The organism is Bacillota bacterium (assembly GCA_024653485.1).
Lineage (GTDB): Bacteria > Bacillota > SHA-98 > UBA4971 > UBA4971 > UBA6256.
In genome coordinates this window covers 175,527-195,368 of record JANLFY010000003.1, presented here as the reverse complement: position 1 = coordinate 195,368, position 19,842 = coordinate 175,527, and the positions used below count along the sequence as shown (strand labels likewise).

Sequence of the window (19,842 nt, the reverse complement as noted above, 5' to 3'; positions counted from 1 at the left end):
CGCGAGTGCTAGGATTCCTACAGCGAACCGCTGAAACATGGGGGAAGACCCCGGCAGCAACATGAGGAGGAGACGTCAATGAGCGAGTTACTGGAGAAGACGCGAAGGATCAGTCGATTCATACAGGAGTCCACGGGTTTTCCCAGCGATTTCAACGATCTAGCCAGAGTGCTCTGCGAGGAGATTTCCGCTAACGTGTTCGTGGTCGGGCGCCGAGGGAGGCTTCTAGGATACGGGTTCGTGGAGGGGTTTGACTGCGACGTGGCGGCCGGGTGCGTCGGGAACGGCTGCACGTTTCCCAAGGACTCGGCGGATTGGCTCCTTAGGATAATCGAGACGTCTGAGAACATCCGCAATGAACGTGGCAAGTGTTTCCTCCGTTCCAACGCGAAGTGCGGGTTTGCCGAGGAACTGCTGACGGTCGTCCCCATATACGCTGGGGGAGACAGGATGGGGACGCTCGTGCTGGCGAGGTTCGAGAGGGAGTTCTCCGACGACGACCTAGTGCTCGCCGAGTACGCCGCGACCGTGTTCGGAATGGAGATCCTCCGTTCGAAGACCGGTCAGGTCGAGGAAGAGGCCAGGAAGAAAGCATCAGTGCAGATGGCTTTGGACACACTGTCCTTCTCCGAGCAGGAGGCGGTGGAGCACATCTTCAGGGAGCTTGGAGGGGAAGAGGGGCTGCTCGTGGCGAGCAAGATCGCGGACAAAGTAGGCATCACCAGATCTGTGATCGTGAACGCGCTGCGCAAGTTCGAGAGCGCCGGGGTCATCGAATCCCGCTCACTAGGCATGAAAGGGACTTACATCAGGGTGCTCAACGACAAGTTGTTCGACGAATTGGAGAGACTGCGGGCAAGGTGACGCATCGACGCGAAGAGTGAGCCGGGTGCGGCGGGTAGCCTCTGCCAAGGAGGCTACCCGCGGACCATGAGAAGGAACAACGGCACAGCCAAGCAGCACGCCGCGAGGAGGAAAACCCCGACGGCCCCTCGAACGTTCTTGCGCCGCCAAAGCCACAGCCCGAAGCTCAGGGTGTACAATGCCACCACAATCGGGACCGACATGTTTGTGAATAGCAAGCTAGCGCGCACCAGCACGTCACCTCTCTATCGCCTCTCCTCAGATGAACGCTGTCCGTCTGCTAGGACGAACGCTTTCTTTCAGTGCTCGGCAGAGGAGGCTTGAAAAGCAACCCCGTCCGGCGGAGAGCGAGCCTGAAGTCGATATCCACCACAGCTTCCGGGAACTTCTCTGGCCAATCAAGGGCCTCCCACTCTTCCCAAGTCTTCACGAGGTGTCTGGCTTTGTTCCCGAACGCGAAGATGTCCGCGCGCAGCGTTTCCTGCGCCTCTTTCACTAGGTGCTGACAACTCCTCGTGAGGTCGTCGGCGACACGTCTTTCAAGGGTGTGGAGGTTCTTGGGGTCGGAGTAGTCGACAAGACTTTGGGTTCCGATGAGCTCCCCTTCGAGCAAGACCTTCACCTTGACGTGGAACCTACCGCCTTCCCTGGTGACTCTGATCTCCGTAGGACGAGCCAGGCGAACGCCGCACGATACGTACTTGCCCTTCACGAATGGGTCCTCGACGTCGAGAACGCCTCTCTTGAATGTGCCCCGGAGCATGAGCATGGCTCTCACGTCCTGCCCCGTTATCTCTCCGACCATGCGATCCCCCCTGAACACGGCTCCGCCCAGGAACTCTATGGGGTTTCCGCCGACAGAGGGGGACTGCCCCGCGACGTAGTCAGAGTCGCTGCGGTGAGAGATCGCCTGTATCAGTGGCATCTTGGGCTGCTCGTTGCCCTCGTCTGTCTGTGACGCGTTGCCGGATGACCCGCTCGAATCGTCCGGGGTGTCTTCGCGAGATTGCTCGGTCCTGCCCCCGACGGCCTGTTCCTTCATTCCCGCGAGGATAGTGACGGGCGCTTCCCCAAGCGACTGCATCTCCACCAGGAACCTGTGGACCTGCGACGGAGGAATGAACCCGGCCTGTTTGTTGGCAAGCGCGAGGAGCTCGAGGTTCTTGGCGGGGTTCTGCTCGAGCACCGGGCGGTTCTTCTCGATGAACTCCTTGGCCGTCCCGCGGACAACCGCGAGGAACATCGTCCTCCGCGTCTCGCGAAACCTGAGGATTTCGCCGATGTATGGGGCTATGCCTCGCTTTGCCAGCTTCTCTCCGACGACCACCATCTTTCCGTGGACGAAGGACGGGCGTCTATCTACGTGCGTGCTCAACAAGTTGAGGAGGCTCAACACGGACCTGCCCATGAGCGTGGTGATGAGGCTTGACTGCTGACCCGCCCCTCCTCCGCCCGAGCCTCCGCCCACCCCTCCCGCGCCGGCCACGGCCCTCGGGACGGCTATGTGAAAGGTAGCGTACACCTGGTCGTCCGGGGCGTCGTCCAGGCCGATCGCCATGATGAACGCCACGTCGTCCACCTCCGTCCTGTCCCAACACCCGGACGACGATAACGCCATCACGACGAGAATGGAGAGGAGCAACGAGGCACGGACCAGTCTTGGCCCCCGACCTTCCTCCCTTACCTCAAGCGCCATCCTTTCGCCTGCCCCCTTCAGCCTTGCGGACTTGCTTCACTTGGGCGGCGAGAAGCAGCACAGCCGGGACGACGAACACCGCGATCCCGCCGAACGTTCTGACCAGCTCGAAGTCAAGCCTGGTCGCGGTGGGCACGTCGGGCGGCACGAAGGCGAGTGAATAGCCGATGACCCCCAGTGCCGGAAGGAGCGGACGGTACAGGGGCAGTTTGAGCGTTCGGGCGAGGATGATCGCCGAGGTATACGTGCCCAGCGCGAGCTCAATGCATCCGCTTATGACCCAGAGGAACACGAAAGCCACCTCCACCCTTTGGAAGAACCGCCCTACGTAGATGAGGGTGGAAGTCTCGTAGCCGGGGTACGGTATGTGCACGCAGAGCGGGTAAGGAAAGACCGTGACAAATGTGAGCACCGACACGCTCGTGAACAATGCTGTGATCGCCAGCGCAGCGAGGCCTATCGCGCGGGCATGGGACCACTCCCGGAGCTGAGGAGCTATGACCGCCAGGAACAGGACCTCGCCCCCGACCGCCGAGTGGATGATCCCGTGGTAGACGAGCTTGTCGAGGCCGGGGCCGAAGAAAGGGAACATCGCGTCGAAGTTGGCCTGGGGCACCAGCAGGACGTTCAAGAAGACGAGGGTCACCACGATCAGTGGTGCGGCGAGGAGAGCGGCCCTCGTGAGCGCCTCCACGCCCAGGTAGGTCGCGGCTATGGTGACGAGCGCGAATATGAGCGTTATCACTGCTAAAGGCGTGCGAGGGAGGAGGGCGGTCCCGACTGTCTCCGAGAACTCGCGCATGATGACGACGGTCGCGACGAAAAAGAACGCGAAGTATCCCAAGGCGGCCAAGCTGCCGAGCACAGGGCCCGCCAACTCCTCGCCTATCTCCACTATGCCCATACGGGGGTAGCGTCTCAAGAGCGCGGTAACGATGAGGAAACCCACTGCCGCGCCGGCGAAGCTGATCATGGGCACGATCCAGGCGGCCGTCAGGCCGACCGTGGCCATTTGCTGCGGAAAGGAGATGAACAGCTTTGAAGAGAGGAAATAGAGGGTTGCCGCGACCGCCTCGCCCGTACCTATCCTTCCCTCCTCAAGCACGTGCCCCACCTCCCTTCTTCCGCTGCGGCCCGCTGTCTCCGCCTGCGCTCTCACCTGTGTCGCTCCCACCGGCGGTTTCGGAGGACGGTGCTGTTGCGGAACCGATCGTCGATGGAGCGTCGACTCCTGCTGACTGAGTCCACTTCCGGCTCACCTCGGGTTGTCTCTCTCTATGCTGGGTTTGAAGGAATCTGGGGCGCAGTTCCATGCTCCACGACGGATAGCGCAGGATGAGGTCCCCGCTCCCCTGTGCAAACGGAGCGACGGGCGACATGAAGGGCACGCCGAACGACCTGACATTCACGTAGATCAACATGTGGACGAAGACGCCGACCGCGATTCCGTAGAAGCCAAGCGCCGCCGCCAACCCGATGTACACGAACCGAGCGATCCGCGCGGCGAAGGCCATGTTGAAGTTGGGTATGGCGAACGATCCGAGCGCGGTGAGGGCGACGATGATTACGAGGATCGGGCTGACTATCGAGGCGGCCACCGCGGCTTGGCCAAGTATGAGTGCTCCAACTATGCCTAAAGTAGGGCCGATGACCCCTGGAACTCGAATCCCGGCCTCCCGGATCAACTCCAGGGACACCTCCATGATGAGCACCTCCAGCACCGTGGGGAAGGGCACCTTCTCGCGGGTAGCCGCGATGGCCAGAAGGAGGTCTGTGGGAATCATCTCGGGGTGGAAGTTCGTCGCTGCAACGTACACCGCTGGGAGGAGCACGGCCGTCCCCAGCGCCACCACGCGCACCAAGCGCAGGAACGTGCCGAACGGCCACCGCAAGAAGTGATCCTCCGCCGCATGAAGCAGGGACCAGAACGTAGCGGGGACCACCAAGCCGAAGGGACTTCCGTCTAGCAGAATCCCCACGTGTCCTTCCGAGAGATATGCAGCCATTCTGTCCGGTCGCTCAGTGGACAAGGTCTGAGGCGCCATCACGAACGGCCTGTCCTCGATGAATTGCTCGAGGACGCCTGTGTCCTGGATCTGGTCTGCTGAGATCCCGTTGATCCGTCTCTTCACCTCAGCCACGAGCTTGGGGTTGGTGAGGCCTTCCACGTACAGGACGGCGCAGTCCACACGGGAGAGCGTTCCTACCTTGATGATCTCGCTCACGAGATCGGGGGTCCTCATGCGTCTCCGTACCAGGGCGACGTTGTTCTTCAGGATCTCGTTGAACGCTTCCTGCGGACCGTGGACCACCATCTCGGCTGTGGGCTGGCTCACGCCACGGTGCTCCCACGACTTGGTCTCAATCTCAAGCGCTGTGCGGCAACCTTCAATGAGGAGGCACGTCGTCCCCGCTATGACGGCTTCGATGATTCCTCGGAGGTTGTCCTTGCGCGTCACTTGGTTCCCGGGGAGAAGCCGGCGCTCCACGATCTCGAGGACGTCCGCGGCCCGTAGATCCCTGTCGAGATGGGAGATGAGCATGAGCGGCTGAAGTATGGCGAGGTTGATTATGTCCTTGCTCGCAAGACCCTCCATGAAGACGATCGCGGCCTTCGTGGGAGGAGTGGTGGGTATGTCGAACTCCCTCACGACCACGTCCGAGTTCAGACCATAATGGAGGACCTGCTTGAGAGCGTCCAGGTTCGCCTGCAAGCTTTCAGCCAGGGGCTTCACTTCGTCCTCCCGTTGCCCTTGGGCTTCTCTCGTCCGGTCGCCCTGCGCCGTCGTGGAGCCTGCGTCGCCGGCAGGCCGCCCACCGGGCTGAGGAGCGGGCTGGCCGCTCCTTCGCTGCGGGGAGATCTCGTCCGCAAACTCATCCGGCGAGGAGCCAGGACCGGGGCTGGCCTGCGGGCGCGGTGCGTGCCCGTCACCCACCTTGATCGTGGACATCTTCTTCGGGCGGACGAAGCCGTACGGTGTGCGCGGCAGGGCTTCCCCGAGTCCGGCCACGCCTGGCGGCACCGCTCTGCGGACACCGTGTGATCCGGACCGCGGGCGCTCGGCCCCCACGGGCCGGCTTGTACCGGACAGATCTTCTTGAGCCTCTGCTTGTCCGTCGCCCGGTTGCCCTCGAGAAGGTGCAGGCTGGGCGCCTGTCTCGGGGACGTCCGAAGTCAGTCCGGGGATCTTCTGCTGTGTATCGAGGACGAACGCCTCTTCCCTGGCGGGACTCTCAAAGGAAAGCAAGGACGCGATTTCACTTAGAACGCTGCGAAGGAAGCCCAAGCTAGAAGACCTCCACTGGACGGGGAAAGCTGGCTTCGTGTTCGTACGTTAGGTATTCCCTAGGGGCGGGCGTGTATTCAGGCGCTCGAAATTCGTGGCGTGGTTTCGTTGATATGGGTGTGAGCGTGTGGTATACTACGACTTGGTGTGAGCACGCACGTCCCAGGATCCCGGTAACGGTGCCTGTTTGCGCGGGTCTTGCCGGGGGATGAACGGGGCGGAGGAACAACCGGTGGGGGAGGAGGTGAGATCGTGGCAGTAGTCACCATGAAGCAGTTGCTCGAAGCCGGGGTTCATTTCGGTCACCAGACCAGACGCTGGAACCCCAAGATGAAGCCCTTCATTTTCACCGAGCGCAACGGCATATACATCATAGACCTCCAAAAGACAGTGAGGAAGATCGATGAGGCATATGAGTTCGTGAAGCGCGTGGTCCAGGAGGGCGGGACGATCCTCTTCGTCGGGACGAAGAAGCAGGCCCGCAACACCATCAAAGAAGAGGCCGAGCGGTGCGGCATGTTCCACGTGAACGAACGCTGGCTTGGCGGGATGCTCACGAACTTCCGGACCATTCGCAAGCGAATCGAGCGTCTTCGGTTGCTGGAGAGCATGCAGGCCGACGGATCGTTCGACGTGCTTCCCAAGAAGGAAGTCATGCAGCTCGTGAAGGAGAAAGAGAAGCTGGAGCGATTCCTGGGCGGCATTCGCGAGATGTCGCGGCTGCCAGGTGCGGTTTTCGTGGTCGATCCGCGTAAGGAGAGAATAGCAGTGCAGGAAGCCCGAAAGCTTGGTATACCCATAGTGGGGATCGTGGACACGAACTGCGATCCGGACGAAGTGGACTACGTGATCCCCGGAAACGACGACGCCATTCGAGCGGTGAAACTCATCTGCGGCAAGATGGCCGACGCGGTGATAGAGGGTCTCGAGGGGCGTGACGCTACCCTGGCAGTCCAGGCCCAAGAGGAGTCGATGACTGGAGAGATCCGCGAGCACGAGCTCGAAGGGGAGTACGTCGACGCCGCGACGGACGTCGTCGAGATGCCTTTGGACATCGAGGTCGCAGAAGTCGACAACGATGATCACGCTACGGTGCGTGACGATGACACGGATCGGTAGAGTTGCGGGGAGGTAGCGCTTGTGGCTGTGACAGCTGAGAACATCAAGGAACTCAGGGAGAGAACCGGCGCTGGGATGATGGACTGCAAGAAGGCCCTTGAGGAAACCGGGGGCGACATGGACAAGGCCGTCGCCTATTTGCGAGAGAAGGGCCTCGCAAAGATGCACAAGAGGGCCGGAAAAGTCGCAGCCGAGGGCGTGGTGGAGGCCTACATCCACCTCGGGGGCAAGATCGGAGTGCTCGTTGAGGTCAACTGCGAGACCGACTTCGTGGCACGCACCGATGACTTCCGCTGGCTTGCGAAAGAGGTTTGTCTTCAGGTCGCGGCCGGGAAGCCGCTTTACGTGTCCGGCGAGGATGTGCCTGAGTCGGTGCTCGAAAGCGAGCGGGCTGTATACCGCGCGCAGGCCCTGAACGAAGGGAAGCCTGAGGCGGTGGCAAACAAGATCGTCGAAGGCAAGCTCAAGAAGTTCTACACTGAGGTCTGTCTACTGGACCAGCCATACATCCGAGACCCCGAGAAAACGATACGCGATCTCGTGGCTGAGGTGTCTGCGAAGACCGGCGAGAAGATCCTCGTGAGGAGATTCGCCAGGTTTGAGCTGGGTGAGGGCATCGAGAAGCCGGACGCCTGCGGAGCCTGAGGAGTGGTCTGAGGGCTCGTGGGGCGGTTGGGCCGGCGCGCGCGATCGCCGAAAGCTGACGCAAGGCGCGTGGGACGCCGAAGGAAGGCTGGAGGACTTGATGAGCAATGTTGAGGAGGCGACTCCCCGGTTCAGGAGGGTCGTGTTGAAGCTGTCTGGGGAGGCCCTGGCTGGCCCCAGAGACTTCGGGATCGATCTCGAGGTCGTGAAGCACATCGCCGAGGAGGTGCGTGATGTACACGCGCTCGGCGTCGAGGTTGCTGTGGTGGTCGGTGGGGGGAACATCTGGCGCGGCGTCCAGGCGCAGAAGGCGGGGATGGACCGCGCCACCGCCGACTACATGGGGATGCTTGCCACGATCATAAACGCCATGTCGCTTCAAGACGCTCTGGAGAAACTGGGGGTAGACACGAGGGTCCAGACAGCCATAGAGATGAGGGAGATAGCCGAGCCCTACATCCGCAGGCGAGCCATCCGTCACCTAGAGAAAGGGCGGGTCGTCATCTTCGCGGGAGGCACGGGGAACCCCTACTTCTCCACTGACACGGCGGCGGCGCTGCGTGCGGCCGAGATCGAGGCCGATGTAATACTCATGGCGAAGCGGGTGGACGGGGTGTACGACTCTGATCCTCGCTCGAATCCATCCGCCGTACGGTTCACGCACGTCACATACAGGGACGTCATAAACCGTGGGCTTGGAGTGATGGATTCCACCGCCGCCTCGCTCTGCATGGACAACGGTATCCCCATAGTCGTGTTCAACCTGACGAAGAAAGGGAACGTCAAGAGAGCAGTGCTCGGTGAGGCGATAGGCACTCAAGTCGGGGGTGAAGAGCATGCCAGATGATGAACGTGCCAAGGCCGAACAGAGAATGAAGGAGATAGTAGAGGCAACGAGGCGGGAATTCGCGCAGATCCGGACTGGGAGAGCGAATCCGGCCCTGCTGGACAGGGTGACGGTCGAAGCCTACGGTGATGTGTACCCTGTAAACCAGCTTGCCAGCATCTCTGTGCCTGAGGCCAGGCTGCTTGTCATCCAGCCATGGGATCGCAAGGTGCTTCCCAACATCGAGCGGGCGATCCTGAAGTCGGACCTCGCTCTCACGCCGGTGAGCGACGGGTCTGTCCTCCGCATAACCATTCCGGCGCTCACGGAGGAGAGGCGGAGGGACCTAGTGAAGGTCGCGAAGAAGGTCGCGGAAGAGATGAGGGTCGCGATACGGAACGCGAGGCGTGATGCGATCGATGCCCTGCGTGCAAAACAAAAGGGCAAGGAGATAACCGAGGACGACCTCAAGAAAGGACAGGAGGAAGTCCAGAAGCTCACCGACAGATTCATCGCTGAGATAGACGCTCTCCTGGAGGCCAAGGAGGCCGAGATAATGGAAGTGTGAAGGGAGGTGGCCGTGATGCCTCACGTGATCACTGACGACTGCACCAAGTGCGGTTCGTGCGCGGAAGTGTGCCCCTTTGAGGCGATCAGCGAGGGAGAGGACAAGTTTGTGATTGACCCCGAGGTCTGCACCGACTGCGGCATGTGTGCTGAGGAATGCTCCTCGGGCGCGATAGTGGAAGAGGAATAGGGGCTGAGTGCATGGTCAAGGGGGGTCGCCGCAAGGTCGCGCGCTCCCCTTGAGCTTTTGAATGGGAGGAAAGCTTGTGGCGCGACTCCCGAAGGGGTTGGCGACGCTCGCGGGGCCCGTGTGGCTTCTCGCGAGGGCGATGGGGAGGTCATGGTCACCGGAGGCGCCCAGGGAATCAGGCGAACAGCCGCCCGTGGACGAGAAGAGATTGCCGCGCCATGTGGCGATAATCATGGACGGCAACGGCAGGTGGGCTACGAGACGAGGTCTCCCACGGCTTGCGGGACACCGAGTCGGTGCCGACCGTGCTGAGGACATAGTGAGGGCCGCTTCAGAGATGGGCATCGAAGTGGTGACGCTGTACGTCTTCTCGACGGAGAACTGGAGGCGCCCTTCCGATGAAGTGAACGGTCTAATGGATTTGCTCGTGGAGATGTTCGACAAGAGGCTGAACCCTCTCGTCGACTTCGGAGCGCGGATTCGCGTGATCGGCGCTCGGGATGGCCTACCTCATGCTGTACTTGAAGCCGTGAACCGTGTGGAGAAGGCCACCGCGGGGAATCGGGGTATCCTGGTCAATCTTGCCATCAACTACGGCGGTCGCGACGAAATAGTGAGAGCGGCCAGACAGGTGGCCGAGGCGGTGGTCAAGGGAGAGCTGGGACCGCAAGACATGGATGCTGGCGTTCTGGCGGCCCGCCTGTACACGGCGGGGGTTCCAGATCCAGATCTCCTCATCCGGACTGGCGGGGAGATGAGGATATCCAATTTCCTACTGTGGCAGATTGCGTACACCGAGCTGTACGTTACCCCGGTGTTGTGGCCTGATTTCACCCGCCGCGAGCTGGAGCGGGCGCTTCAGGAGTACCGAAGGAGAGTCCGAAGATTCGGCGGGATTTGATCTTGCTCTCTTCCGGAGCATGCCGGATCGGGCACTGTGGGAAGGAGGTCCGGAAGGTGCGGGACAGGGTCGTGAGCGCGCTCGTTGCGGCCCCGGTTACGCTGGCTGTCGTCGCGGTGGGAGGGCCATATCTTGCTGTAGTTGTCGCGTGCGTTGGAGTCGGGGCTGTTCTGGAATTCTACAGCCTGGCAAAGGGAGCGGGGCTGCGGCCGACCCCGATCATTGGAGTATTGGGCGTCGTATCGTTTGCCGTCTCGGGGTACGCCGGCTCGAGCTCCGCGGTAGGCGCCATCCTGGCGAGCATGACCCTAGTGAGCCTGGTCTTTCAAACGCTCAAGCTCGGCAGGGAATCAGCCATCGCCAACCCAGCTGTCACGGTGTTTGGTGGCGCTTACGTGGGGTGGACCATCTGCCTGCTTCAGCTCCTGAGGGGGCTCGGTGGCAAGGACGCCGGTCTGGGACATGTGGTGACGCTTCTGGTCACAGTGTGGGCGAATGATATCGGTGCCTATTTCCTCGGCACTGCCCTGGGTAGGCACAAGCTCATGGCGGAGGTAAGCCCGAAGAAGAGCGTGGAAGGCGCATTGGCGGGCCTTGTCGCCGGTCTCTGTGTCGGTGTGGGAGCCAGACTGGTCGGAGCGGCCTTGGGTTGGTGGCCGGGCATTCCTCTTGCTCACGCGGTGGCCGCTTCTCTTGCGATCGGAGTGGCGGGGCAGGCCGGCGACCTGGCCGAGTCCGCCATGAAGCGGAACGCCAACGTCAAGGATTCCGGGATGTTCCTCCCCGGACACGGCGGCGTGCTCGACAGGGTCGACAGCTTGTTGTTCGCCGTTCCCGTGGCGTACTACTACGCGATCCTGTTCCTTGCCTGAAACCGCGATCCTGAATGTGCCACGGGCGTTCCTCGCAGTTCCTCGCAGAGGATCACCGGGACGTGGGGCAAGTCCGGCCCCATCCTGTGGCAATGCACTAGACACGAGGTGGTCTGGATTGCAGCGACTTTCGGCGACGTGGAAGCATTTCCTGGCATGGGCTGCCGTCCTTGTCGGCTGTTTCCTCGTGGTCAAGTACGTGTTGACGTACTTCGTGCCCTTCATTATCGCATTCGTCATTGCGGCCGTGATAGATCCCCCGGTCGAGTTCCTCGTGAGGCGGACCAGGTTGTCGAGGGGCGGAGCGGTTCTCATCGTGCTGTGTCTGCTCTTGATCGTCGTAGGACTCGGAGTCGTCGTGGGAGTATCCAGGATATACCTGGAGATACAGGCGCTTTCACGTGCCTTGCCTATGCTCAACATCAGCTTTGAGGAAATGCTCTCCAGAATCGTGCGAGACGTGGAGAGGGTCTACCGTGAACTTCCAGCGCCTGTCATCGACGCGATAAGGAACAACCAGTACAGGCTGTACCTCGCCATCGAAAGCATCCTCGCGAAGGTCACCGGGATGGTAACGGCCTTGCCGGGCGTAGGGCTCGTTCTTTTCATAAGCTTTTTCGCGGCGTTCTTCATGAGCCGTGACAAGAAGGAGATATCCGAGTTCGTCGTGACCCTTGCTCCCCCCAAGTGGAGGGAGAGGGCAAAAGCGATGAGGGCGGAAATGGTCTCTGCTGTGTTGGGGTTCATCAGAGCGCAACTGATCCTGATTCTCATCACGACGGTAGTGAGCGTGATCGGGTTCGCCGTTGCCGGCGTCGGGTACGCGTGGGTCCTAGGGATCGTGTGCGGCATCCTCGACCTCATCCCCGTGGTAGGACCGGGTACTCTATACGTGCCGATGATCGTTTACTACGCGCTGAAGAAGCAGCTCTTCGAGGCGGTGGTCATCGGAGCATTGATGGCTGTTCAGTTCGTGCTGAGAAAGGGAGCAGAGCCCAGAGTGGTCGGGGCCAACGTCGGAGTGCATCCCCTGGCGATCCTCGTCGCCGTGTATGTGGGGATGCGGCTCTTCGGGGCGGGCGGGATAGTGATAGGCCCTGTCTTCGTGATAATGATCAGGGCCATTGCGCGCGGAGGATTGCTCCCTGTCACGCCGAGGGAATGATACGATACGGCGGTGGGGCGAACACAGCAAGAGGACTCCGTGGTGCTGCGTGACGCCGAGCAATGGCTGGCCGCAAGCGCATGCTCCTGGCGGACGCGCGAGGGGAGTGGCCTAATTGCGCAGAGGTATCGCGGTCCTGGGTTCCACCGGATCCATCGGCACTCAGGCTCTCGAGGTGGCTGGCTGGCTTGGCGACAGCGTCAGGGTGGTCGGCCTCGCAGCCGGGCGGAATATCGATGTGTTGGAGGCGCAGATAAGGCGGTGGGCGCCGTCGATCGTAGGGGTTGCGGACGAGGTCGCCGCGCGGGAACTGCGCGGGCGGATCAGCGACTTGCAGCCTCGCGTTGAAGTCGTGTCGGGCTCCAGCGCAGCGGAGCGCGTTGCGGCGCATCCCGACGCTGATGTGGTGCTGTCGGCAGCAGTAGGGATAGCAGGCTTCTTACCCACTTACGCAGCGATCTGCCTGGGCAAGACCGTAGCCCTCGCGAACAAGGAGACGCTCGTGGCGGCGGGAAGACTCGTCATGGAAGAGGCCTCGAGACGCGGGGCCACCGTGATCCCGGTGGACAGCGAGCACTCGGCGTTGTTCCAGTGTTTGGCCGGGCGCGACAAGTCGGAGGTGAAGAGGCTCGTCCTCACTGCCTCGGGCGGTCCCCTGCGCACACTGGACGCGAGCGACCTGGAAAAGGTACGGCCGGAGCAGGCGCTGCGTCACCCTACATGGTGCATGGGCGCCAAGATAACCATAGACTCCGCCACCCTCATGAACAAAGCTCTAGAGGTAATCGAGGCCAGGTGGCTCTTCGATGTCGATCCCGATCGGATAGACGTCGTGGTTCACCCTCAGAGCGTCATCCATTCCATGGTGGAGCTCGTTGACGGTTCCATCATTGCCCAGCTCGGACCGACCGACATGAGGATTCCGATCCAATATGCCCTCACGTACCCGTCGCGAGTGGCGGCACCCGTGAAGGCTCTCGACGTGTCCCGCCTCGGAGCTCTGACTTTCGAGCCCCCCGACTTGGTCAGGTTCCCGGCGCTGCGCCTGGGCTATGAGGCGCTTCGGGCAGGGGGGACGACGCCATGTGTCCTGAGTGCGGCGAACGAGGAGGCGGTCAAGATGTTCCTCGAGGGCAGGATCCGTTTGCCTGACATTGCCGCACTGACCGAAGACGCCATGGCGAGCCACGACCCGGTGGATCCACTGACACCGTCCGACGTCCTCGAGGCGGACGGCTGGGCGAGGGAGCATGTCGCCCGGCGAGCGGCGGACATCGAAATGAGGAGGACCCGTTAGTGGTTCAGAGCGTTGTTGTCACGGTCTTGGCATTCGGCTTCGTCTTCGCGACGTTCGCCCTTTCACACGAGCTGGGACACTTCGTGGTGGGCAAGGCGGCTGGAGTGAGGGTATATGAGTTTGCCCTGGGCTTTGGGCCCAGGGTATGGCGCCGGAGGCGCGGTGAGACGGTGTACTCCATCAGAGCGCTCCCCCTCGGAGCGTTTGTGAAGTTTGCGGGCCTCGACCGCCCGGAGGATCCTAGGGACGCAGTCGATTCGAGCGACCCTCGCAGCTTCAGGGCGAAGCACGTCGCGTGGAGGATAGCGACGATCCTTGCGGGGCCCTTCATGAACTTCGTGATGGCGTTCGTGTTCTTCTGCGTCGTGTTCGTCGCGGCGGGGGTCCCCACGGTGGTCGTATCGGAAGTGTACCCCGGAACGCCGGCCGAAGCCGCTGGGCTGCGGGCCGGGGACAGAGTGGTTGCCGTCGGACGGGCCGCCACCGAGACGGTGGCGGAGGTGAGGGAGGCCATATCGGCGAGTTCCGGGAGGGCCATTGCGGTGACGGTCGACCGCGACGGAACGAGGCAGTCATTTCGGGTGACGCCGGTGCGGGACCCGGAGACCGGCCGCGGCGTGATAGGGGTGTTGCTGTCCGAACCATGGCAACGCTCCGGGGTGTTGAGGGCGCTTGGCACAGGCGCGACGTTCACGGTGGACGTTGCGAGGAATCTCCTGGTCACGCTCGGGCGGATGGTGACGGGCAAGGTGAGGCCGGAGGTGGCGGGGCCCATCGGTATTGCCCAGACCGTCGGCCAGACGGCGCGTCTGGGTATGGTGAACCTTCTCTATCTTGCGGCGCTCCTCAATGTCAATTTGGGGCTGCTCAACCTTCTGCCCATCCCTGTCCTGGACGGTGGATGGATCGTCTTGCTGAGCATAGAGGCTTTGCGGAGACGCCCTCTCAATGAAGAGCAGGAGGCCTTCGCTCGGATGGTTGGGATCGCCATCCTCGCGCTCCTCATCGCGTTCGCGACGTTTTCCGACATAGCTCGGTTGGGGGGACTGCTGGGGTAGCCCTCCCTTTCTCTGCGGGCTCTGCGGGAGGTCGGTACGGCTTCGTCGCCGACTCTCGAGACTTGTCGTAACGTCACCGGCAGTTATCGGGCGATCATGGGCAAGATCATGGGCAAGAGGAGCGGGCGGCACTTTGTGGCGGCAGGGAGCGTAGTGACAGATGATCAACAGGCGTAGGACCCGGACGGTCATGGTCGGGGGCGTTCCGATCGGCGGGAGCGCACCTGTGGTGGTTCAGTCCATGACGAAGACCGATACGCGTGACGTGGCTGGCACTGTGAGCCAGCTGGAGAGGCTCGCGCAAGCCGGTTGCGAGATAGCGCGGTGCGCCATTCCCGACCCCGCTGCTGCAGCGGCGTTCGCCGAAATAAAGCGGCGGTCGCCCCTGCCTTTGGTCGCTGACGTCCACTTCGACTATAGACTCGCCCTTGCCGCGGTGGAGGCGGGAGCGGACAAGCTTCGCATAAACCCGGGCAACATAGGGGACGTATCGAGAGTGCGAGAGGTGGCCCGGGCGGCGAAGGAGAGGGGGGTGCCTATAAGAGTCGGCGTAAACGCCGGGTCTCTGGAGAAGGACCTGCTCACGAAGTACGGGGGACCTTGCGAGGAGGCGCTGGTGGAGAGCGCGAGGAGGAGCTGCCGCTTGCTTGAGGACGAGGGCTTCGCGGACATCGTCATATCGATAAAGGCATCAGACGTGATCACGACGATCCGAGCGTACGAGCGTGTTTCGCAAGAGACGGATTACCCGCTTCATGTGGGCCTCACCGAGGCGGGCGGCCCTCGGACCGGCACCGTGAAGAGCGCCATCGCCATTGGTGCGTTGCTGCTGGAAGGGATCGGCGATACCATACGGGTGTCGCTCACTGCGGATCCCGAAGACGAGGTGCGAGTCGCGAGGGACATCCTCTCCTCAATCGGTGTGAGGCGGTTCGGCGTGGAACTCGTGTCCTGCCCGACATGCGGTCGGTGCCGAGGCGATCTCTTTGGCATCGTCCGTGAGGTGGAGCGGGCGGTCTCAGGGATAGACGCTCCTCTCAAAGTGGCGGTCATGGGCTGCGAGGTCAACGGCCCCGGTGAGGCGCGCGACGCGGACATAGGAGTGGCGCTTGGCGTGAGCGCGGCCCTGCTTTTCACGCACGGTAGGCCCGCCGGAAGGGTTCCGAAGGAGGAGATCGTGCCCAGGTTGGTGCGAGAGATAAGAGAGGCAGCGCGGCTGAATTCCGGAGAAGCGGGAGGGCGTGGCTAGAGATGGACGACGGACGTCGCGCGACGTGCGTCCCGACAAGGGTCGCGGTGATAGTGCCCGCCTATAACGAGGCTGCCCGCCTCGGCCGAGTCATATCCGCAGTGCAGAAAGCCAGGTTGGTATCGGAGGTCATAGTCGTCAGCGACGGGTCAACGGACGGCACCGCCGAGGCGGCTCTTTCGCTTGGGGTCCGCGTGGTCGAGCTGGACGCGAACATGGGGAAGGGTGCGGCCATGAAGGCCGGCCTCGCCACGACGGACGCCGAGATCGTGGCGTTCATAGACGCGGATCTCACGGGGCTCACGGCGGAACACGTCGATGAGCTCGTTCGCCCGGTCGTTTGCGGCGAGGCTGACGCCACGTTAGGCGTGTTCGCGGGCGGCCGGAGGTGCACGACCCTCGCGCAGAGGCTGACTCCGGGACTCTCCGGCCAGCGAGCCGTGAAAGCGGCACTCATTCGCGAGCTTCGGATGGAGGATGCCCGATTCGGTGTGGAGGTGCTTCTGAACAGGCATCTTGCTTCGCTGGGAGCGAAGGTCAAGCGCGTAACATTGCGCGGTGTGTCGCAAGTGATGAAAGAAGAGAAGCGCGGCAGACTGGAGGGCTTCAGGGCGCGCCTGCGGATGTATTGGGAGATCGTGAGCCATATGAAGGGGTGATTGTCCAAGGATCACTGTGACATGCGCAGCGTGGGCGCGGAGAGATGGCGCAAGGCAGTGATCGCCGGGCCTTGACGAAGCACGGCGCGAGTTGTATGATACAGACACACAAGATAACACAAGAGACGCGCGTTGATGGAGAGGAGTAGGGCGGGACCGCCCATAGAGAGGGAGGCTCATCGGCTGCAAGGCTTCCTGGGATGTGACCGCTCGAACGTCGCTCCGGAGCATCGAGGTCTGATCGCGGCTGCCTCACGGCTCTTAGTGGAGCTTGCCAGGTGATCCTGGCTCGCGAGCCAAAGGGCCAGGCGCATATGAGCCTCGACGGACAGCCCGTTAGAGCTATTGAGAGCCCGCATGTTCCTTGCCTGCGGCCATAGGTGAGTGCGACCGTGGTTGCCGAGGCTAATGGAGGGTGCGGGAAGCAAGGTGGTACCGCGGAAGTTGCCCCTTTCGCCCTTGTGGAGGCGAAAGGGGCTCGCGTTGTCTAGAGGCGTCGTGAGGCGTCGCGGAGCGCGCGGGGTTGTTCCTCACGGGGACCCCCACGGGAGCCGGTCTGACGAGGGCTCTGGTCGAGGCCGGTGAACCGGCGGGCCGTAGGCAGCGGGCAGTTCAGTCGGACGTGGTATGACGAGCGAAAGGCAAGGAAAGGAGGAAGCGGCGGCTTCAGTCATTGGCCGTTGCCGAGGAGGACCTAGATCGACGGAACGGTGACGACGACGGGGTCGCTGCGGGCGGAATGGCAAGGGCTCAGAGCAAACCGGACCCCACCACAGCGGACGCAGGGAGGCTTGCGCCGAGATACGATCCCCTCGACATGGAACAGGAGATCTACGCGGAGTGGTTGCGCCGCGGGTACTTTCATCAGGAGGTTGATCCGTCGCGGAAACCGTTTTGCATCGTGATCCCTCCTCCCAACGTCACGGGATCTCTCCACATCGGGCACGCCCTTGACAACACGCTTCAGGACATCCTGGTGCGCTGGCACCGGATGATGGGAGACAACACTGTATGGATCCCCGGCACCGACCACGCGGGTATCGCCACCCAGGTGAAGGTGGAGGCCGCTTTGGCTAAAGAGGGGCTCTCACGCCACGACCTCGGAAGGGAAGAGTTCGTTCGCAGAGTGTGGCAATGGAAAGAGAAGTACGGCGGCACCATTCGAAGCCAGCTCCAGAGGCTTGGCGCGTCGTGTGATTGGGAGCGCGAAAGGTTCACCATGGACGAGGGGCTGTCGCGCGCCGTCCGCCAGGTGTTCGTACGGCTGTACGAGAAGGGGCTCATATACAGAGGCACGTACATCATCAACTGGTGCCCGAGGTGCCGCACGTCCCTCTCCGATCTCGAGGTCGAACACGAGGACAGCAAAGGGACCCTGTACTACATCAAGTATCCCCTGACGAAACCATCGGGAGGGGACGGCCATGTCACTGTAGCCACTACTCGCCCTGAGACGATGCTCGGGGACACGGCTGTCGCGGTGAACCCCCGCGACCCCAGGTACGCGCGGCTCATCGGCGCCAAGGTCGTGCTCCCGATAATGGGGCGCGAGATTCCGATCATCGCTGACGACCACGCGGATCCTGAGTTCGGAACGGGCGCGGTGAAAGTCACGCCGGCCCATGACCCGAACGATTTCGAGATAGGCTTGAGACACGGTCTTCCCGCCGTGAAAGTCATAGGTGAAGACGGACGGATGACGAAAGAGGCCGGCAAGTACGAGGGGCTCGATAGGTACGACTGCCGCGGCAAAGTGGTCGAGGAACTAGCTTGCCTGGGACTCCTCGAAAAGGTAGAGCCGCACGACTATGCGGTGGGCCATTGTCAGAGGTGCAACTCCGTGGTCGAGCCGATGATATCGCGGCAGTGGTTCGTGAAGATGAAGCCTCTTGCTGGTCCGGCGCTCGAGGCGGTCAGGGACGGTCGGTTGAGGTTCGTCCCGGAACGCTTCGCAAAGGTCTATCTCAACTGGATGGAGAACGTCCATGACTGGTGCATCTCGAGGCAGCTTTGGTGGGGGCACAGGATCCCCGTGTGGTACTGCGGAGAGTGCGGCGAGGCCAGCGCCTCCGCGGAAGACCTCACGAGGTGCCCGAAATGCGGCAGCACTTCGCTCGAGCAGGACCCCGACGTGCTCGACACGTGGTTCTCGTCGGCGTTGTGGCCGTTCTCGACCATGGGATGGCCGGAGGCTACACCTGAACTTCGGCACCTCTATCCAACCTCGGTGCTTGTCACGGCGTACGACATCATCTTCTTCTGGGTCGCCAGGATGATTTTCATGGGTCTCGAGTTCATGGGGAACGTTCCGTTCCGCGACGTGTTCATCCATGGGCTCGTGAGGGCAGCGAGCGGGAAGAAGATGAGCAAGTCTCTAGGCACCGGAGTAGATCCTCTGGAGGTCGTGGACAGGTGCGGCGCGGACGTGCTGAGATTCACCCTTGTCAGCGGGAACACCCCTGGGAATGACATGCGGTTCCGCGAGGAGCGTCTCGAGGCCAGCCGGAACTTCGCGAACAAGCTATGGAACGCTGCCAGGTTCGTCCTGATGAACTTGGGCGACTTCGATCCGGCGAATGTCGACGAGAGGGCCTTGCGCTTGCTTCCTGCTGACAGGTGGATTCGCAGCAGAGTGAACAGGGTGGCGCAAGAGGTGGACTCGCACCTCCGCTCGTACGAGGTCGGTGAGGCCGCACGGGCGTTGTACGACTTCACGTGGGATGAATTCTGCGACTGGTACATCGAGATCTCCAAGGCGCGTCTGTACGGAAGCGACGACCTGGCCCGCTCGACCGCGAGGTTCGTGCTCTGGGAGACGTTGGGGAAGGTTCTTCGGTTGCTTCACCCATTCATGCCGTTCATTACAGAGGGGATTTGGCGGAGGCTGCCCGGGACGTCCGGCAGCGTCATGGTATCGGCTTGGCCAACGTTCGAAGAAAGGTTGGACGATCCTGACGCGGAGGCGGAAATGGTCACCATCATGAGCGTAACGAGAGCCATCCGCAGTATAAGGTCCGAAATGAACGTGCCCGCTCAGAAGAAGGTCGCCGCGGTCGCGGTGGCGGAGGGCAGGACGGCGCAAGCCCTGCAGACGGGCCGGGACCTCGTGATGCGCTTAGCCGGTCTGGAGAGGCTGAGAGTTGAGAAGGAGCTTGAACACAAGCCGGAGAAGGCGGCCCACGCGGTTGTGGCCGGGGTCGAAGTATACGTGCCGCTTGGGGGCATTATCGACTTGGAGTCGGAGATTCGGCGCCTGGAAAGGGACATGAGGGCGGCCGAGGCGGCGCTGGAGGCAGCGGAGCGCAAGCTCTCGAACCCGGGGTTCTTGGAGAAGGCCTCAGAGGAGGTCATCGATCGAGAGAGGGCGCGGCGGGGGGAGTACGCCGAAAAGCGGGAGCGTCTCGCGGCCCTTCTTCAGGACCTAAGGGCCTGACGGCGACCGCGAGA

The 19,842-nt window shown here is 62.2% G+C and carries 17 protein-coding genes and 1 pseudogene; 14 read left to right on the top strand and 4 right to left on the bottom strand.

Annotated features, from left to right (window positions below):
• The first annotated feature begins 78 nt into the window (after positions 1 to 78).
• Entirely contained in the window at positions 79 to 864 is a 786-nt protein-coding gene (gene codY / locus NUW12_03725) for a GTP-sensing pleiotropic transcriptional regulator CodY (GenBank protein MCR4401877.1), read from the top strand.
• Between the two features lie 53 nt (positions 865 to 917).
• Here the strand turns inward: codY and NUW12_03720 are convergent, their stop codons facing one another.
• The 4 genes from NUW12_03720 to NUW12_03705 are packed head-to-tail and all read right to left on the bottom strand — an operon-like array spanning position 918 to position 5,847.
• On the bottom strand, positions 918 to 1,094 hold the full coding sequence (locus tag NUW12_03720) for a hypothetical protein (GenBank protein ID MCR4401876.1): 177 nt from the start codon (positions 1,092 to 1,094) through the stop codon (positions 918 to 920).
• Between the two features lie 50 nt (positions 1,095 to 1,144).
• Positions 1,145 to 2,560, bottom strand: a complete 1,416-nt coding sequence (locus NUW12_03715) for a Ger(x)C family spore germination protein (GenBank protein MCR4401875.1) — start codon at positions 2,558 to 2,560, stop codon at positions 1,145 to 1,147.
• On the bottom strand, positions 2,550 to 3,665 hold the full coding sequence (locus NUW12_03710) for a spore germination protein (GenBank protein ID MCR4401874.1): 1,116 nt from the start codon (positions 3,663 to 3,665) through the stop codon (positions 2,550 to 2,552). Before NUW12_03710 ends, NUW12_03715 begins: the two co-directional genes overlap by 11 nt.
• On the bottom strand, positions 3,658 to 5,847 hold the full coding sequence (locus NUW12_03705; GenBank protein MCR4401873.1) for a spore germination protein: 2,190 nt from the start codon (positions 5,845 to 5,847) through the stop codon (positions 3,658 to 3,660). The genes NUW12_03710 and NUW12_03705 overlap by 8 nt, the downstream gene beginning before the upstream one ends.
• A 252-nt stretch (positions 5,848 to 6,099) precedes the next feature.
• Between NUW12_03705 and rpsB the strand changes: the two are divergent.
• The 13 genes and pseudogenes from rpsB to NUW12_03640 all read left to right on the top strand — a co-directional run bounded on the left by rpsB (position 6,100) and on the right by NUW12_03640 (position 19,828).
• A pseudogene (gene rpsB / locus NUW12_03700) lies at positions 6,100 to 6,780 on the top strand (30S ribosomal protein S2).
• Positions 6,781 to 6,987: 207 nt separating this feature from the next.
• Positions 6,988 to 7,611 carry a translation elongation factor Ts gene (gene tsf / locus NUW12_03695; GenBank protein ID MCR4401872.1) on the top strand — a complete coding sequence of 208 codons (624 nt, stop codon included), beginning with the start codon at positions 6,988 to 6,990 and terminating at the stop codon, positions 7,609 to 7,611.
• A 100-nt stretch (positions 7,612 to 7,711) separates the two neighbouring features.
• Positions 7,712 to 8,458 (top strand): UMP kinase, encoded by a 747-nt coding sequence (pyrH, locus tag NUW12_03690; GenBank protein MCR4401871.1) that lies wholly within the window; start codon positions 7,712 to 7,714, stop codon positions 8,456 to 8,458.
• On the top strand, positions 8,448 to 9,005 hold the full coding sequence (frr, locus tag NUW12_03685; protein ID MCR4401870.1) for a ribosome recycling factor: 558 nt from the start codon (positions 8,448 to 8,450) through the stop codon (positions 9,003 to 9,005). Before pyrH ends, frr begins: the two co-directional genes overlap by 11 nt.
• Positions 9,006 to 9,020: 15 nt before the next feature.
• Entirely contained in the window at positions 9,021 to 9,194 is a 174-nt protein-coding gene (locus NUW12_03680) for a 4Fe-4S binding protein (GenBank protein ID MCR4401869.1), read from the top strand.
• A 76-nt stretch (positions 9,195 to 9,270) separates the two neighbouring features.
• Positions 9,271 to 10,095, top strand: coding sequence for an isoprenyl transferase (locus NUW12_03675; protein MCR4401868.1), 825 nt, complete (start codon positions 9,271 to 9,273; stop codon positions 10,093 to 10,095).
• Positions 10,096 to 10,151: 56 nt separating this feature from the next.
• On the top strand, positions 10,152 to 10,967 hold the full coding sequence (locus NUW12_03670; GenBank protein MCR4401867.1) for a phosphatidate cytidylyltransferase: 816 nt from the start codon (positions 10,152 to 10,154) through the stop codon (positions 10,965 to 10,967).
• 118 nt (positions 10,968 to 11,085) lie between these two features.
• A complete protein-coding gene (ytvI, locus tag NUW12_03665; protein MCR4401866.1) occupies positions 11,086 to 12,132 on the top strand; it encodes a sporulation integral membrane protein YtvI in 1,047 nt (348 codons plus the stop codon).
• A 115-nt stretch (positions 12,133 to 12,247) separates the two neighbouring features.
• Positions 12,248 to 13,429, top strand: a complete 1,182-nt coding sequence (locus tag NUW12_03660; protein MCR4401865.1) for a 1-deoxy-D-xylulose-5-phosphate reductoisomerase — start codon at positions 12,248 to 12,250, stop codon at positions 13,427 to 13,429.
• Entirely contained in the window at positions 13,429 to 14,487 is a 1,059-nt protein-coding gene (gene rseP, locus NUW12_03655; protein ID MCR4401864.1) for an RIP metalloprotease RseP, read from the top strand. Before NUW12_03660 ends, rseP begins: the two co-directional genes overlap by 1 nt.
• 160 nt (positions 14,488 to 14,647) lie before the next feature.
• Positions 14,648 to 15,736, top strand: coding sequence for a flavodoxin-dependent (E)-4-hydroxy-3-methylbut-2-enyl-diphosphate synthase (gene ispG, locus NUW12_03650; GenBank protein ID MCR4401863.1), 1,089 nt, complete (start codon positions 14,648 to 14,650; stop codon positions 15,734 to 15,736).
• A gap of 2 nt (positions 15,737 to 15,738) precedes the next feature.
• Positions 15,739 to 16,395: a glycosyltransferase family 2 protein gene (locus NUW12_03645; protein ID MCR4401862.1), complete on the top strand. Its 657-nt coding sequence runs from the start codon at positions 15,739 to 15,741 to the stop codon at positions 16,393 to 16,395.
• Positions 16,396 to 17,134: 739 nt separating this feature from the next.
• Positions 17,135 to 19,828 (top strand): valine--tRNA ligase, encoded by a 2,694-nt coding sequence (locus NUW12_03640; protein MCR4401861.1) that lies wholly within the window; start codon positions 17,135 to 17,137, stop codon positions 19,826 to 19,828.
• The last annotated feature ends 14 nt before the right edge of the window (positions 19,829 to 19,842 follow it).

Bases quoted from the DNA above. Each gene is read 5' to 3' on its own strand.
- NUW12_03715 (MCR4401875.1), bottom strand. From the start codon at position 2,560: ATGGCGCTTGAGGTAAGGGAGGAAGGTCGGGGGCCAAGACTGGTCCGT.
- pyrH (MCR4401871.1), top strand. From the start codon at position 7,712: ATGAGCAATGTTGAGGAGGCGACTCCCCGGTTCAGGAGGGTCGTGTTG.
- codY (MCR4401877.1), top strand. From the start codon at position 79: ATGAGCGAGTTACTGGAGAAGACGCGAAGGATCAGTCGATTCATACAG.
- ispG (MCR4401863.1), top strand. From the start codon at position 14,648: ATGATCAACAGGCGTAGGACCCGGACGGTCATGGTCGGGGGCGTTCCG.
- NUW12_03640 (MCR4401861.1), top strand. From the start codon at position 17,135: ATGGCAAGGGCTCAGAGCAAACCGGACCCCACCACAGCGGACGCAGGG.
- NUW12_03645 (MCR4401862.1), top strand. From the start codon at position 15,739: ATGGACGACGGACGTCGCGCGACGTGCGTCCCGACAAGGGTCGCGGTG.
- NUW12_03680 (MCR4401869.1), top strand. From the start codon at position 9,021: ATGCCTCACGTGATCACTGACGACTGCACCAAGTGCGGTTCGTGCGCG.
- frr (MCR4401870.1), top strand. From the start codon at position 8,448: ATGCCAGATGATGAACGTGCCAAGGCCGAACAGAGAATGAAGGAGATA.